This window comes from Paludisphaera mucosa, from assembly GCF_029589435.1.
Classification (GTDB): domain Bacteria; phylum Planctomycetota; class Planctomycetia; order Isosphaerales; family Isosphaeraceae; genus Paludisphaera; species Paludisphaera mucosa.
This window is the reverse complement of the sequence record NZ_JARRAG010000002.1, coordinates 2,557,417-2,573,316: the sequence shown is the minus strand read 5'-3', so window position 1 is coordinate 2,573,316 and position 15,900 is coordinate 2,557,417. Positions and strand designations below refer to the sequence as shown.

10 protein-coding genes and 1 pseudogene are annotated in these 15,900 nt (G+C 67.6%); 4 read left to right on the top strand and 7 right to left on the bottom strand.

Features of this window, described 5'->3' with window-relative positions; translation table 11 throughout:
* Positions 1 to 10: 10 nt before the first annotated feature.
* Positions 11 to 3,508 carry a serine/threonine-protein kinase gene (locus tag PZE19_RS19525; protein WP_277864376.1) on the bottom strand — a complete coding sequence of 1,166 codons (3,498 nt, stop codon included), beginning with the start codon at positions 3,506 to 3,508 and terminating at the stop codon, positions 11 to 13.
* Between PZE19_RS19525 and PZE19_RS19520 the strand changes: the two genes are divergently transcribed.
* Positions 3,431 to 3,793: a hypothetical protein gene (locus tag PZE19_RS19520; protein ID WP_277864402.1), complete on the top strand. Its 363-nt coding sequence runs from the start codon at positions 3,431 to 3,433 to the stop codon at positions 3,791 to 3,793. The two genes, PZE19_RS19525 and PZE19_RS19520, sit on opposite strands and share 78 nt — an antisense overlap.
* A 108-nt stretch (positions 3,794 to 3,901) precedes the next feature.
* Here the strand turns inward: PZE19_RS19520 and PZE19_RS19510 are convergent.
* Positions 3,902 to 4,455, bottom strand: a pseudogene (locus tag PZE19_RS19510) (recombinase family protein).
* 171 nt (positions 4,456 to 4,626) lie between these two features.
* Here PZE19_RS19510 and PZE19_RS19505 point away from each other — a divergent pair.
* From PZE19_RS19505 to PZE19_RS19495, 3 genes are all read left to right on the top strand, one after another.
* A complete protein-coding gene (locus tag PZE19_RS19505; protein WP_277864374.1) occupies positions 4,627 to 5,184 on the top strand; it encodes a DUF4158 domain-containing protein in 558 nt (185 codons plus the stop codon).
* Positions 5,088 to 7,607 (top strand): Tn3 family transposase, encoded by a 2,520-nt coding sequence (locus PZE19_RS19500; RefSeq protein WP_277864373.1) that lies wholly within the window; start codon positions 5,088 to 5,090, stop codon positions 7,605 to 7,607. Before PZE19_RS19505 ends, PZE19_RS19500 begins: the two co-directional genes overlap by 97 nt.
* Positions 7,608 to 8,086: 479 nt before the next feature.
* Complete coding sequence (locus PZE19_RS19495) at positions 8,087 to 10,024, top strand: RecQ family ATP-dependent DNA helicase (protein ID WP_277862198.1); 1,938 nt, start codon at positions 8,087 to 8,089, stop codon at positions 10,022 to 10,024.
* Between the two features lie 409 nt (positions 10,025 to 10,433).
* Here the strand turns inward: PZE19_RS19495 and PZE19_RS33100 are convergent, their stop codons facing one another.
* The 5 genes from PZE19_RS33100 to PZE19_RS19475 all read right to left on the bottom strand — a co-directional run bounded on the left by PZE19_RS33100 (position 10,434) and on the right by PZE19_RS19475 (position 15,755).
* Complete coding sequence (locus PZE19_RS33100) at positions 10,434 to 10,565, bottom strand: transposase domain-containing protein (RefSeq protein WP_368411369.1); 132 nt, start codon at positions 10,563 to 10,565, stop codon at positions 10,434 to 10,436.
* Between the two features lie 2 nt (positions 10,566 to 10,567).
* Positions 10,568 to 11,473: an IS66 family transposase gene (tnpC, locus tag PZE19_RS19490; RefSeq protein WP_277862282.1), complete on the bottom strand. Its 906-nt coding sequence runs from the start codon at positions 11,471 to 11,473 to the stop codon at positions 10,568 to 10,570.
* 98 nt (positions 11,474 to 11,571) lie between these two features.
* Positions 11,572 to 13,179, bottom strand: coding sequence for a DHA2 family efflux MFS transporter permease subunit (locus PZE19_RS19485; protein ID WP_277862281.1), 1,608 nt, complete (start codon positions 13,177 to 13,179; stop codon positions 11,572 to 11,574).
* 11 nt (positions 13,180 to 13,190) lie between these two features.
* Positions 13,191 to 14,480 carry an HlyD family secretion protein gene (locus PZE19_RS19480; protein WP_277862280.1) on the bottom strand — a complete coding sequence of 430 codons (1,290 nt, stop codon included), beginning with the start codon at positions 14,478 to 14,480 and terminating at the stop codon, positions 13,191 to 13,193.
* 123 nt (positions 14,481 to 14,603) lie between these two features.
* Positions 14,604 to 15,755: an ISAs1 family transposase gene (locus PZE19_RS19475; protein ID WP_277862279.1), complete on the bottom strand. Its 1,152-nt coding sequence runs from the start codon at positions 15,753 to 15,755 to the stop codon at positions 14,604 to 14,606.
* Positions 15,756 to 15,900 lie beyond the last annotated feature (145 nt).

Genomic DNA, 15,900 nt, shown 5'->3' with positions numbered 1-15,900 from the left:
CCCCGTCGACCTACTTCGCCTCGTTGATTCGGGCGAGCACGCGGGCCCTCTGTTGCTGCATCCACACCGCGTCCGGCCAGGCCTTACCGTCGATAAGCTCGTGGGCCTCGCGAGTCCAGATCATCCTCAACAGCCAGTCGTCCCACCAGGAAACCCGACCGGATTGGGTGAACCCGGCCCCGGCCAGTGCATCATCCAGATCCCCTCGAACATGCTGGTCGGCTCGGTCGAGCCATTCATGTGCAAAGGCGGTTTGTCCCAACCGGTGGTGGGCAATCGCTCGCGCAGGCCAGGCGTTGATCCACTCGGGGTCTTTCTTGAATGCGTCCAGGGCCTCTTGGTTTCTTCCGGCTCGCAGGAGCGCGAACCCTCTCACGGTCTGGCCCCAGGGATTTCGCTCGGGGAACTTCTCGGCGAGGTCGAGGATCTGTCTCCAGTCGGAGCGTGGATCGGTGCGAAGGGTCGCGATTCGGATCTGATCGAGAGTAGACCCGAGGTTGCCCGCGGTGTTCTCGCGGAGCATTTTCTCGCGGAGCCGTTCATACGCGTCCAACTCACCGCCTTGAAACAGCAATACGGCAACCCGATACCAAGCGGCGATACCCGTGTCCCCGGCGCCTTCCACGGCCTGCAGGCCGACAGGGTCGATCTCGTACGCGTTGGTGAGAGCGCCAGTGGCCTCGTCCCAGAGGGCGAGCTTACCGTACCCGTAGCCGACATGGGCCAAGGTCGCGACGATACTCTGGTCTGCCGGCCTGCCGGCCGAGGCGCCCCGAGCAGCCTCTCGGGCGCTCGCTTCCGACTTGCGTAGGGCCAGGTAGGTCTCGCCCCAGCGGCTCGCCTCGCGTCGCACGTCGGCGGCCCCGAGCAGGGCCCGGCGCCGGGCGGCCTCGACCTCCGGGTCGTTCGGCCGCTCGCGGGAAAGATCGGCGACGAATTCGTCGGCCCTTCTCTGGGCCACGCCCGACTCCTCGGCCTTCCCACGCCTGCGCCGATCGAGTGCGAGGTCGGACAGGGCCACGTGGAAGTCGGCGAGTGCGTCGGCGCGGGCCTTCCGGACTTCGGGGTCGCCGGGCCTTTCGCGCGCGAGTTCGTCGAAGAGGGCTCCGGCCTTGTCCATCGTGGCGATGGCCTCGTCGACCAACCGGGAGCGGGCGCGGACGACGCCGAGGGCGGCTTGGGCTATGGCGCGATCGCGCTTGACGTCCAATCGAGGTCTCGAAACCGCCAGCGCAACAACTGCCCTGCCGGACGCATCCGGGTCGGCCGTTTTTTTCGCCGCGGACTCTGCTTCCGTCATCAGCGCCCTGTGGCCTGGACGGCCCTCGATGAGCGTCGTGTCTTTTAGTACGGCGAACTCTTTCCAGCCCCCTGCCACGGCTGCCCGGTAGTCGCCCACCGCGTGGTCGAGGAGTTCATCGCGCCGGGCTTTCTGTTCCGGCGTTAGGTCCGGATTGATCTCACCCAGTCGCTGGGCGAGGGCGACATTCCGATCGGCACAGCCGGCGAGATCGGCCGCCGTCCCTCGGGGAAACCGGTCGAGGGCCGCTTGCGATTCCAGTAGGGCGCGGACCGCCTCGTCCGGCCTATTCAGCGCAACGAGCCGATCCGCCAGGTCTCGGGTGATTCCGAGATAGCTCTCCTGGATGCTCGGCGTGTCGGCATTCACCCGGGCCAACTCGCCGAGCGTCTTCACCGACCGGCGCAACTCGGCGATCACCTCGGCGTCGTCATTTCGGCCCGAGTCCGAAAGGATCGCGACCGCGTCTTGAGTGGCCAACAAGAAGTCGTGGGCGGTGATCGGATCGTTCGGCCGCAGCCGCAGCGACTCCCGTCCGAACTCCAGCGCCCGCCGGTTCAAGGCCAGCGACCGACTCGATCCCATCGCCCGCGCGAGCTTGAAGAACGACACGAACACGCCGTCGATCGCGTCGGCGTCGTCCGGGAACGCTTCGGCCAGCTCCAGCCGGAGTACCACGCTTCGCTCCAGAACAAGGAGGGCTTCGGCTGGTCGCGTCCCTATCAAGCTCTCGTAGAGCCGGCTGCAGGAAAGGGCGAGGTCCCGCTTGCACGGGCCATCGGTGGGGCGGCCCGCGAAGACCTCCTCCCGCAAGGCGACGATCCGGCGTTGGATCGCGATCTTCCGATCGTTCGGCCCGGACGAGGAGGTCCAATGGAGCGCATCCGCCAAGCCGCTCTTGAGGTCGAGGTCGTCGGGCCGATCGCGAAGGGCACGCTCGAAGCCGGCTACGGCGGCTTCGTAAGCTTCCTTCGCTTCCTTCGACCGTCCCAGCTCACGAAACACGTGAGCGATACGCAGCCTGGCCCGCAGCAGATCGTTCCTCAGGGAGGGGTCGTCGCCCCGCTCTCGGAGGAACTCCTCGTAGAATCTCGTGGACGAGCCGAGCAGATCGGCGCGGAGGGCACGGAGACCCGGGACGTTGAGCAGCTTGCTTTCGCTCACGATGGTGAACGACTCGTCGACGGCCTCGCGGGCGCGGGCGAAGTTGGCCTCGGCGGCCTTCGATTGCTTGGTCGCCTCGAGCCGACTGGCCTCGGCGGCCTTGCGTCGCACCTCGGCGATGCGTAGTGCGCCGTCGATTCTTTCGTACGACAAGACGCCAAGCCCTATCAGCGTCGCCGACAGCAGGAGGACCGCCACCGCGAGCGATGCGATCGCCGGCCGGCGTCGCGCCCACCTGATGGTTCGCTCCCAGAACGGGACCGGCCGCGCGACGATCGACTCGCCGGCGCGGAACCGCCGCAGATCCTCGGCCAGCGCGGCGGCCGAGTCGTAGCGCCTCGCCGGCTCCTTCTGCAAGCATTTCAGCGCGATGGTCTCGACGTCCCGGGGCAGGCGGGGCACCAGCCGCGACGGCGGCACGGGCTCGGTCGTCCTGACCTGCTCGAGCGTCTCCAGGACCGTCGCACCCCGGAACGGCGGGCGGCCGGTCAGCAGCTCGTAGAGGATCGCCCCCAGGGCGTAGAGGTCGGCCGGCGGCCCGACCTCCTTGGTCTTGCCCTCGGCCTGCTCGGGCGACATGTAGCCGGGCGAGCCCATGATCGAGTCGGTCCGCGTCAGCCCGGAGTTCCCCGCCAGCGACTTGGCCAGGCCGAAGTCGGTGATCTTGGGGGTGCCGTCGTCGCCCAGCAGGACGTTCGCCGGCTTCAGGTCGCGGTGGATGACGCCCAGGCGATGCGCCTCGGCCACTCCCAGCGCCAGCGCCTCGACCAGCTCGACCGCCGACCGCACCGGCCAAGGGGTGCCGTCGAGCCTCCGGTCGAGGCTGCCGCCGTCGACGTACTCCAGTTCGAAGTAGGGGAGCCCGTCGGTCTCGCCGATGTGGCGGATCTGGACGATATTGGGGTGTTGCAAGCGGGCGATGGCCTCCGCCTCGGCCAGGAAGCGTGCGACCGCCTCGGCGCCGGCATGGTCGCCGGCGAGGATCATCTTCAGGACGCAGGTGCGGTTCAGGAGGCATTGCCGGGCGAGGTAGACGACGCCCATCCCGCCGCGCCCCAACTCGCGCAGGATCTCGTAGCCCGAGATGGCGGGGACGGCGTGCCGGGCGATTTCCTGGGTGGGGCCGCCGCCGGTGACGGCGTCGGGGTCGGGCTGAGAATCGATCGTCAGGTCGGACACCCCCCGGGCGATGGCGGAGGCGTCGTCGCGGGGGCCGTTCGGGCCTTCAAAGCCCGCGAGGTGTCCCATGCCGCGGACGGCGGCCCGGTCCGAGGCTTCGGCCCCTTCAACGGGCGCACCGAACACGGCCTGGGCGCGTTTCTGATCTAGCGGCATGGGATTGTCCTCGAATGGGTTCCCGCTCCCGGTCGCAGTTCGAGGGCGACAGAATCGATCGACGGGAGCCGTCGGACGACCTTCGAAACCGGGCCGATCGGATCAGCGGCTGGTGGCGGGGACCCAGCGGTAGAGCGTCGGGACGGAGACTCCGAGATTCTGGGCCACATCCCTGGGGGACATCCCCTCCTTCAAGAGCGTGCGAGCCGATTCCACTTTTCCCGGCGTCATCCTCCGCTTGCGGCCGCCGACCAGGCCCCGCCGCCGCGCCGCGTCGAGCCCGGCGCGAGTACGTTCGGCCATCAGCTCCCGCTCCATCTGGGCTAGCGACGCCATGACGTGGAAGAAGAACCGGCCCGCCGGGGTCGTGGTGTCGATGCCGTCGGTCAGGCTGCGGAACTGGCACCCGTGTTCCTGCAAATCCGCCACCAAGTCGACCACCCCTTCACCGTGCGCCCCAGGCGGTCGAGCTTCCAGATCACGAGCACGTCGCCGGGTCGGAGGTGAGACACGGCGTCCGCCGATCCGCCCCGATCCCCCTTCACGGCCGATGCCTTGTCGGTGAAGACCCGCTTGCACCCGGCCTTCTTCAAGGCGTCGAGCTGGAGGTCGAGCGACTGATCGTCGGTGGAGACGCGGGCATGACCGATCCGCATGGGAACCCTCCCGTCCTCATTTCTCGAAACCCATCGTACCCATACACTTGCGAGAAAGCGATTCCGCGAGTGGTTTCCGAGAAGCGGAGCGTCCTGGTTTGGTGTCGGTGGCTCCGACCCACCGAGTCTTCTCGGAAACCTTCGTTTGTGAGAACCCGGGAGGAGACCGCCGTGCCCATCGGGTTGCTCAGCGATGCGGAACGCGAGCGGCTCGACGGCTTCCCCGCCCACATCATCCCCGCCGACCTCGACACCTACTTCATCCTCTCCCGCGCCGACCGCAGGCAGATTCCTCCCACCACCTCGGCTACCAACCGCCTGGGGTTCGCCCTGCAACTCGGCATGCTCCGTTTCCTGGGCTTCTGCCCGGACGACCTGAGTACAGCCCCCCAGAGGGTCGTCGCCTTCGTGGCGAAGCAACTGGACATCGACCCGGGCGAGATCGTGAGGGATGGCCGGCGGGGCCAGACGCGGACCGAGCACCTCCGGCAAATCCGCCGCTACCTCGGCTTCCGCAAGGCCACGGCCAGGGACCTGGTCCAGCTCGAACTCCGGCTCGTGGACCGCGCCCTGGAGCACGACCGACCCACCGTGCTCTTGCGCCTGGACTGCGAAAACCTGCTGGCCTCCGGATCGAACGGCCGGGGATCACTCATCTGGAGCGCGTCATCGCCTCGTCCCGACGACGAGCCCAGCAGGAGACCTACCGACGGCTGGGAATGCTCCTGACCAAGGAGTGCAAGGCCAGGCTCGATGGTTTGCTGACTGTCGACGCCGACACCGGGCACTCCAGCCTGGCGTGGCTCCAGCAATCCGCCGCGACATATACGCCGTCGATGATCCTTGCCGCCCTCAAGAAGCGGGCCCGCTGCCTGGAGTGGGGAGTCGACCGCTGGGACCTCTCGTCGCTGACCCCGAACCGCCTGAAATTCCTCGCCCAGGTCGCTCGCCGATCCACCAACCAGGCCCTCCAGAGGATGTCCGAGCCGCGGCGTTACCCGATCCTCGTCGCCTTCCTCTACCAGACCCTGGTCGACCTGACCGACGAAGCCCTCGACCTGTTCGACCGCTGCCTGGCGGAGGCCTATCACCGGGCCAGTCGCGACCTGGAAGACTTCCGGCTCTCGGTGGCCCGCTCGACCAACGAGAAGGTCCGGCTCTTCCGCGAGATCGGCCGAGTCGTCCTCGATCCCAAGGTCAAGGACACGGAACTGCGACGAACCATCTACCGTCACATCTCTTCGGATGAACTCCGGGACGCCATCGAGGAGTCCGACCGGATCATCCGTCCCCTCGACGACCACTACTTCGATTTCCTGGCGAGCCGCTACACCTACCTCCGCCAATTCACTCCCGAGTTCATCGCCGCCCTCAAGCTCCGTGCCAGCGGCGATTCGAACTTGATCGGGGCCGTGGACCTCCTCCGTCGGCTCAACAACGAAGGACGGCGGGTCCTCCCCGAGGAAACGCCACTCGAGTTCGTCCCCGCGCGGTGGCGGCCGTACGTCAACGACAACCCCGACCCGACGAAACGCCGTCACTACTTCGAGCTGTGCGTGCTCTGGGAACTGCGGGGAGCCTTGCGGGCGGGGTGCGTGTGGCTGGAGAAGAGCCGTCGCTACGCCGACCCCCAGACCTATTTGATCCCCCGGGAGGGATGGTCCGAGCTCCGGGCGGAGGTGTGTCGGGAGATCCAGGCCCCGGAAGCCGGGACCGATCGTCTGCGCGAGCGTGAGGCGGAGTTGAGCGGGCTCCTGGACCTCGTCGAGGCCTTGCTCGCCAAAGGTGGGGACGTCCGTATGGAAGGTAACGACCTGATCGTCTCACCCTTGGTCGCGCAAGACAGGCCGGCGAGCACGACGGAACTGGAACACCTCATCGACGATCGGCTGCCGTTGGTCGAGCTGAGCGAACTGCTCATCGAGGTCGACGGCTGGACGCGCTTCAGCGACGACTTCGAGCGCGCCGGGGGGACGGAGCCGCGGGGCCGCGACCTCCCAAGCCACCTCTACGCGACGGTCCTCGCTCAGGCTTGCAACCTCGGCCCGACTCGCATGGCGCGGATTTCCGACTTGACCTATCAGAAGCTGGCCTGGTGCACGAACTGGTACGTGCACGACGAGACCCTGAAGGCCGCGACGACGCGGCCCGTCAACTTCCAGTACCACCAGCCGCTGAGCCGACTCTGGGGCACGGGAACGTTGTCCTCGTCCGACGGCCAGCGGTTCCCCGTCTCCGGCAAGGTCCGCATGGCCACGTCCCTGCCTCGCTACTTCGGATACGGCAAGGGAGTGACCTTCTACACCTGGACTGCGGACCAGTTCTCGCAGTACGGCACCAAGGTGATCCCCACCACGGTCCGGGACGCGACCTATGTCCTCGATGAGATCCTCGACAACGAGACCGAGCTGCCGCTCCTGGAGCACACGACCGACACGGCCGGCTTTACCGAGATCGTCTTCGCCCTGTTCGACTTGCTCGGTCTGCAATTCTCCCCACGCATCCGCGACCTGGGGGACCAGCGACTGTTCCGCGTGGAGCGTCAGAAGCGACACCCTCTCCTGGCGCCTCGGCTCAAAGGGCGGATCAACCGCGACCGGATCCTGAACAACTGGGGCGAGCTGTTGCGGGTGGCCGGGTCGCTGAAGCGCGGCAGGGTAACCTCGTCGCTGCTGATCGGCAAGCTCCAGTCCTACCCCCGCAAGAACCGCCTGACCAGGGCCTTGCAGGAGTACGGCCGGCTGGTCAAGACGATCTTCATCCTGCATTACCTGGAGAGCGAGCATCTCCGGCGGCGAATCCAGGCCCAACTCAACAAGGGCGAGGCCCTGCACGGCTTGCGGGAGTTCCTCCTGTTCGCGAACAAGGGCACGCTCCGGAAGAAACAGGAGGAGAAGCTGATGAACCAGGCGGGCTGCCTGAACCTGGTGACCAACGCGGTGGTGAGCTGGAACACGGTCTACATGGCGGCGGTCATCAAGCAGCTCCGGGCAGAGGGCAAGACGGTGAACGAAGAGGACATCGCTCGACTCTCCCCGGCCCGCTACGAACACATCAATCCATACGGCAAGTACCGCTTCGAGGTCGAGGGTGGCTTGAGCCGCTCCCGACTGCGGCCGCTACGCCAGCCAACTGAACAAAAGTACCGATAAAGATCGTTGTTTTTTTCTCCGTTGCTATCGGAACCCCGGCCTGGATGAACCGATTCTGCCTCTCCCTGCTGAGGCAGTACCCCGGCCGTCAGAGCGTCGCCGCGAAACGCCGCTCCTGAGGCCGGAGCGGAGACTTCCTCATGCAAGTCGTTATCGGATCAACACGTTAGTTGCCCCTGGCCCTGCGTGCAGCGGCCGGATTATGGAGAAGCGCGGATCGACGGGGATGACCTGGGGCGGCTGATGACCTCCGGCGGACTGGGGCGGGCCCGCGAGCGGGTCGACGTCGAGCCGCCGAGTCCCATCCTCGTCGGGCATCCTCCACCCCGAATGTACGCGGCGGGATGGGGACCGCCGGCTGGATCTTGACGTTCTCGCGGCGGGGCGTATCGGCAACAATGGAGCCCCCCGTCGAGATCCGTCTCGTGGATGCCGGCCGGGGCCTCCGGTCGGACTTGCCGAGAGAAGGATCACCCCGCATGACCGCCACCATCGACGAGGCCCGAGCGACCCTGGGCCGGGTGTTCGGCTTCGCCGAATTCCGCGAGGGGCAGGAGGCGGTCGTCTCGCGACTTCTGGATCGCCGTTCAGTCCTGGCGATCTTCCCCACCGGCGCCGGCAAGAGCCTCTGTTATCAACTGCCCGCCCTGCTGCTCGACGGCCTGACGGTCGTCGTCAGCCCCCTGATCGCCCTCATGAAGGACCAGGTCGACTCGCTGGTCGCCCGGGGCGTCGCCGCCGCACGGCTCGACTCCAGCCTCGATGCGCACGAGGCCGGGCGGGTCCACGCCGACCTCCGATCCGGCCGGCTCCGGATCCTCTTCATCGCCCCGGAGCGGCTGGCCGGCGAGCGGTTCGTCGCCACCGTGTCCGGGCGGCCGATCGCGCTGCTGGCCGTCGACGAGGCGCACTGCATCAGCGAGTGGGGGCACAACTTCCGCCCCGACTACCTGCGGCTGGCCCGCGTCTCGCGGGGCCTGGCGGTCGGCCGGGTGCTGGCGCTGACGGCCACCGCCACGCCCGAAGTCGCCCGCTCGATCGCCGAGGCGTTCGGGATCTCGCCGGGCGACGTCGTCCGCACCGGGTTCCACCGGCCCAACCTCGAGTTGCATGCCACGCCATGCTCGTCCGCCGAGCGAGACGAGTTCCTGCTGCAACGCCTGGCGGCCCGCCCGCCGGGCCCGGCGATCGTCTACGTCACGCTCCAGAGGACGGCCGAGGGCCTGGCCCGCCGGCTCGTCGAGCACGGCCACGACGCGCACGCCTACCATGCGGGGCTGGGCGACGAGGTCCGGCACGCGGTGCAGGACCGGTTCATGGCCTCGACTTCGATGATCGTCGTGGCGACGATCGCCTTCGGCATGGGGATCGACAAGGCGGACATCCGCGCCGTCTACCACTACAACCTGCCCAAGGGCCCGGAGAATCACGCCCAGGAGATCGGCCGCGCGGGCCGCGACGGCCGGCCCGCCGCCTGCGAACTTCTGGCCTGCCCGGAGGACGTCGTGACGCTGGAGAACTTCGCCCACGGCGACACCCCCACGCGCGAGGCTATCGGCTCGTTGCTGGCCGACGTCCTGGCCCGCGGCGACGAGTTCGACGTCTCGATCCAGGGGCTGTCCGTCGCCCACGACATCCGGCCCCTCGTCGTCGAGACGCTGCTCACCTACCTCGAATTCGAGGGGGTCGCGGAGTCGACCGGACCATTCTACGCCGAGTTGAAGGTCGAGCCGACGCGGCCCCTGAAAGAGATCCTCGCGCGGTTCGACGAACGTCGGGCCGAGTTCCTGGGCCGAGTGTTCGGCCAGGCACGGAAGGGGAACCGGTGGCTCACGCTCGACGTGCGCGCGGCGGCCACGGCCCTGGGCGAATCTGGAGCCAGGCTGTCCAAGGCGTTGACCTACCTCGAGGAGCAGGGCGAAGTCGTCCTCCAGGCCACGGGACTGCGCCAGGGCTATCGTCGCTCGGCCGGGGGGCCCGGGCTCGCGGTCCTCGTCGAGGCCATGTGGGCCCGTTTCCGGCGGCGCGAGGCACGCGAGGCCGAGCGTGTGCATCGGATGCTGGCCTTCGCCCACGAGGCGGGCTGCCTGACCCGCCGGATGCTGTCCTACTTCGGGGAGGATCTGGCCGGCGATTGCGGCCACTGCGGGCCCTGCCTGGGCGTCGGTCCGCGGCCGCCGGTCCCCACGCCCGTCCGGCCGTTGGGCAGGGCGGAGGGGATGCTCGTCGATGCGTTGCAAGCCCAGGCGCACCCGGCCCTGGCGACCCCCCGGCAGATGGCCCGGTTCCTCTGCGGGCTGTCCTCCCCGGCGACGAGCCGGGCGAAGCTCACTCGGGACAAGAGGTTCGGGGCGTTGGCGGACGTGCCGTTCGCGCGTGTGCTGGAATACCTCGCGGACGCCGGACTCGCGGGCTGAACCACGAGGCGCTCCGGGGTCCGTCGTCATCGTCTTGGTCACATCGTGGCCCGCAAACCCGGAGGCCGGCTGCCAGGCCTGCTCAACGCCCGAAGGCGTCATCGTCTTGGTTACCGACGCCGCCATCCATCACGATCACGCCCCAAATTCTGCTCTACGCCTGAAGGCGTCATCGTCTGGTTCACGTGGTCCGCGACCGCGACCTGCCGACGCGGCAGGGCCAGCGCGGCCCCGAAAGCGCAGCAAAACCGACCCCGGCCCGGCCGGATTGCCCCCCTCGCCACGCCCCGTCGACCTGGCGATGGGGGACGCCGCCGTGGTCCGGGTACTGCTCGTCGTCACCGGACTTGGCGGTCCGGTGTCATCAGGTCGAGCGGGACGCCACACGCGCCATCGGTGGCGGCCGTGATCACCCCGCCAGGGCCGATCCCGAGACGCATCGGTGGGTCCACCAGCGATCGGGCAGCAATTCCGCGACCCGCCGGGCCGGGTGGGTGCAGACCCGATCCAGAACGTCGCGGAGGTAGGCGAAGGGGTCGATCTTCAGGGCCCGGCACGTCGATGCGACGCTGAAGAGGATCGCGGCTGTCCGCCCGCCGCCCTCGCTCCCGGCGAAGAGCCAGTTGCGGCGGCCGATCGCGTCCGGCTTGACGGCTCGCTCGCGTTGTTGTCGATCGCCAGGTAGCCCGCCCCCGTGAATCGGTTCAAGGCCGCCCAGTTCAAGCGGGCGTAGCCGATCGCCCCGCCGATCGGGCTCTTGGGCAGCTCGACCCGGGCGTGCTCCTCCAGCCAGGCCCCGAGCCGCTCCAGCAGCGGGACGGACTGCTCGCGGCGCAGGGCGAGCCCCTTATCCCCGGCCTCCACCGCGTAGAGGGCGCGAATCCGCGCCAACGCCTCGTGGGACCGCTCGGGGTCGCTCGTGCGGGCGTCGAAGAACTTGCGGCGAGCGTGGGCCCAGTACCCGACCTCGACTACGATGCGGGAGTAGAACAGGTCATAGCCGCTGTAGGCGTCGGCCTGGAGGTAGCCCTTGTAGTCGCCGAGGAACTTCTCCGGTCCGTCGCGGCTGCGGTCGGCCGTGTAGTCATAGATTATGTAAGGATGCTCGCGATCGCCGAGGTAGACCCACAGCCGGGCGGTGCGAGCCCGATCGAGCCGACGGTCCAGCACGGGCACGGTGGTGTCGTCGGTCTGAATCACATGCGACTTGAGCACCTCGGCCCTCGTCGCCTTCCAGATCGGCTCCAAGAGCCAGGCCGCCTGGGCCATCCAGCCGGACATCGTCTTGCGCGACAGCTCGACGCCGTGACGGGTGAAGATCCCCTCCTGACGATAGAGCGGCATGTGGTCGGCATACTTGCTCGTGATGACCTGCGCGAGCAGCCCCGGGCCAGGCAGGCCCTTCTCGATCGGCTGCGGCGGCTTGCCCGCGACCGCGGTCCTCCCCAACCCCAGCGGCCTCAACGCCCACTACCAGCCCGCCGCCCTCGCACGACTCTTCGGCGACCTCCACCTCTGGGCCATCGCCCAGCATGGGCGCCGCCAAATCACTCCGCGGCCAGGTGAGCCCCCTTCTCGGCCACCGAGCGTTTCATGAAGGGCACGAGGAGGAGGAGTGCCAGGGCCAGGACGGCGAACAGCCAGAAGATGTCGAAGTAGGCCATCGATGCCGCCTGTTGGTGGCGGAGATCCTCCAGCGCCTGCCACGTCAGTAACCTCGACGCGGCCGGGTCGCCAGTTTGCTGATAGAAGTACGGCTGGGCCTGCTCGGAGAATGAATTCAAGGCCGGGTTCAAGGGGTCGAGGAACTCGTTAACGCGCGCCGTGTGGAACTGGTTCCGACGCTGGGCCATTGTTTGTGCCATCGACGTGCCGACGCTCCCGCCCTCGTTCCGGAGGAGCGCCAGGAGGCCGACCGCCGCGCCCCTCAGATGCACGGGAGTGTATTTGAAGGCGGCGACGTTGATCGGGGCGAAGATCATCGAGAGGCCGACGATCAGCACCACCCTCGGCCAGATCGCCTGCCCCGGGCTGATGTCCAGGTTCATCAGCGCCATCCAGTAGTTCCCGGCCGCCATGATCAGCAAGCCCGCGGCGATCAGCCAGCGGGCGTCGACGCCCCGACCGAGGAGCATGCCGACGACGAACAACCCCATGACAGCGAATAATCCCGCGGGCGACTGCACCAGCCCCGAGGCGTAGGCGTCGTAGCCGAACAGGGACTGGAGTAAGGCCGGCAGTGAGGTGCTGGCACCATAAAGGACGCCATACGCACAGAAGATGATGACGCAGCACACCGCCAGGTTCCGCTCGCCCAGCGGCCGGAGGTTGATCACCGGGTTGGCGATTCGTAGCTCCCAGGCGATCAGTCCGACAAGCCCGACGACGAACAGCAGGAACAATGCCTGTACTCGCCAGAACGGGTCATTGTACCAGTCCCACTCCTGGCCCTTGCTTAGGAGCACTTCCCAGCACGAGATGGCCAGCGTCAGCAGCCCCAAGCCGATGTAGTCGAAATTGAGCGGCCCGCGACGCAGCTCGGCCCGGGCCTTCTTGATGTAATCGGGATCGACGACCAAGAGATAGCACGCTAGCAAGCCGAGCGTGCCCACCGGCAGATTGACGTAGAAGATCCATCGCCAGTTGTAATTGACGGTGAGATATCCGCCCAGGAATGGGCCCACGACCGGCGCGAGCAACGCCGCGACTCCGAACATCGTCTGGGCCTGGCCCTGCTTCTCGGGCGGGAAGCTGTCGAGCAAGATCCCCTGGCTGGACGGCTGCAGTCCGCCGCCGGCCAGTCCCTGGATCACCCGGAACAGGATCAACTGCTCCAGGCTCGTCGCCGCGCCGCAGAGCCCGGAGGCGATTGTGAAGACGGCGATGGAGATCAGGAAGTAATTGCGGCGACCCAGCCGGGCCGAGTTCCAGCCCGAGATCGGCAGGATCGTGGCATTGGCGGCCAGGTAGCTGGTGATGACCCACTCGCTGTCGGTCTCCGAGGCGGACAGGCCGCCGGCGATGTATCGCAGCGCGACGTTGGCGATCGTCGTGTCGAGGACTTCCATGAACGTCGGCACCGTGACCGCGAGGGCGATGAGCCACGGATTGACGGTCGGGCGCGAGGGGTCGGGCGGTCGGGCGAGGCTCGCCATCCGGATCCCTTTCACTTCGAGGCCGAGAGGTTCGGTCGTTGCAGCTCCTGGAGTCGCCTGCCGGCCCCCGGGCCCTGGGGAGCCTCCTTGACGAACACGTAGGGGGTCACCGAGAGCCCGACGTAGAGCGTCTCCTTCTCGGGGTCGTAATCCTCCAGCTCGATCCTCACGGGGAGGCGCTGGACGATCTTGACGAAGTTGCCCGTGGCGTTCTGCGGGGGCAGGAGTGCCAGGGTCTGGCCGGTCCCCATCGTGAAGCCGGAGATCCGTCCCCGGAACACTTTCCGACTACCGTACATGTCGACCTCGAGATCGGCCCGCTGGCCGATCCTCATGTCGGCGAGCTGCGTCTCCTTGAAGTTGGCGTCGACCCAGATCTCCACGAGCGAGCGGACCGTCATAAGGGCCTGGCCGACCGCGACGTTATTGCCGGGGTTGACGTTCCTCCGCGCGACCACGCCATCGATCTCCGAACGGACCTCGCAATAGCGTAAATCGAGCTCGGCCTGGGCAAGGTCGCGCTCGGTCTGCACTCGCTTGGCGAGGGCCTGGCGGATCTCAGGGGCCTCGGGGACGATCCGTTCAAAGATCCGATCGATGTTCCCCTCCTTATCGCGGGCGACGAATTCCTCCATGATCTGCTTGGGCGACTTGACCAACGAGAACAGGGGGAGCCCAACCTGGGCGGCGCCTTGTATCAGCTCCGCAAGTGCCTGCCGGACGCCCGAAAAGGTCTGGTTTAGGTCGGCGGGGACTTCGGACAGGTCTCCGCTCTCGGTGTGCGGGGGGAGGCCGAGGGAGACCCTGGTCTCAGAGATTTCTTCCAGGGCCTGATTGACCAGGGCCTCCGCGACTCGCTCGGCCTCGCGGCGCTGATCGAATTCCTCTCGAGCGATCGCCGAGCGGGCGAGGAGAGCCTCGGCGCGTTTAAGGTCGGCCCTCGCGCGATCGCGGGTCGCCTCCTTGCTCCGCAGAGTCGCGACCCGAGCCCGCAGGAGGGCGACATTGTTGTCGACCTGCTCAATCGCCGTCTGGAGCCGCCATCTCAGGCTTCGCAGTCGGCCGAGGTTGGCCCGGACCTGGGCCTCGGCCGCCTTGAAATCGGCCTCGGCGTTGACCACGGCCGCCTTCTTGATGTCGACCTGGACTTGATACGGCTCGCGATCGAGCTCGACGAGCAGGTCGCCCTTGGCGACCCGCATATTGTCGTCCACCAGCACCTTGGCCACCTGCCCCTGGACTCGGGGCGCCACGAAGGTGACGTGGCCATTGACGTAAGCGTCGTCGGTCGATGTCGTCACGAGCGCCTTCAACACAGTTGGGGCGAAATAGTATCCCCCACCGCCCAGCAAGATGAAGGCACCGAGGCCGATTAATATCCGGCCTCGCGACGACCCCCGGGCCCAGGGCGATTGCACCATAAGTCATGATCCGGCGAGGACTTTCTCCATATAGCGTGTATTGCATGCGGCGGCGAGGCGTTTGTTCTTCACGCCGATCTTCTCGGACTTCTCGTTCTTGAGCAGGCCCAACGCGGCGCGGCGGACGACGCTCAGGTTGGCGTCGGCCAGGCCCGTGCGGACGCGGCAGGCGTCCTCGCCGAAGGTCACGTCGAGCTGCCAGTGCAGCGAATTCTCGATCGTCCAGTGGCCTCGCACCGCGTCGGCGAACGCCCGGGCGTCGGGGCGGCGGCTCAGGATGTAGTACCGCACCGCGTCGCTCGACCTGCCGTCGCGGGTGGATATGTTGATCGCGACGCCGATCGCCGCCAGGCCCTTCCAACGTTCACGGTCGGCGAGGTCGGCCGGCGCGTCGCAGATGTAGTAGGCCCTGTGTTCGACGCGGCCGTGGGCCGTCTCCCTCGTCTCGAACCGGCCCACCTCGACCTTCGCGAAGTCGTCCTCCATCTGACTCGTGAAGAAGTCTTCGATCGCCCGACGCAGCGTCGGTTGGTTGTCCTTCACCGCCAGGACGTAGTCGGCCTCGCGAGCCAGGACCGCTTCGGCGATCGCCGTCTGGCAGCCCATCGCGTCGATCGTCACCAGGCAGCCCTTCAGCTCCAGCAGCTTCAGCAACGCCGGGATCGCCGGGATCTCGTTCGACTTCTCCTCGACGACGACCTGCCCGAGGCTGAGCCGGTTCGCCGTCGCCCAGGCCGACACCATGTGGATCGCCGACTTGCCCGACGCCCGGTCGAAGCTGCCGCGCAACGTCTTGCCGTCGATCGCCACGACCTGGCCGGCGGTGGCCTCGTGAAGCTCGGAGATCCAGCTCAGCAGGCACTTCTCGAAGGCTCCGGGGTCCAGGACCTGGAAGATCGCGTTGAAGCGGTCGTGCGACGGAATCCCGGCCGAGAGGTCGAGGATCGTCGCCAGCCAGTCCCGCTTCAGCCGCCCCCAGGTGGCGATGGCGACGAAGTCGTCGGCCCCGCAGATCACCGCGCAGACCGCGATGGTCACGATGTTGGCCAGCGGATACGTGACCTTGCGACGACGCGGGTCGGTCAGGCTCGCGAAGTGGTCCTGAAGGCGGATCGACGGAGAGTCGAGATCGGACTCGGGAGACGGCTGCGACATGATCGAGGACCTCGGCCGTCGGCCTCCCGCAACCGAGCCCCCGCCCGGCCGCCGTAGGCCGATCGTCAAGATCTTCGCAAATCACCCATCATGGCGCAATCGCCCTGCCCCCGGGCCGGGCGAGCCTCCTGGACCGACGACGGAG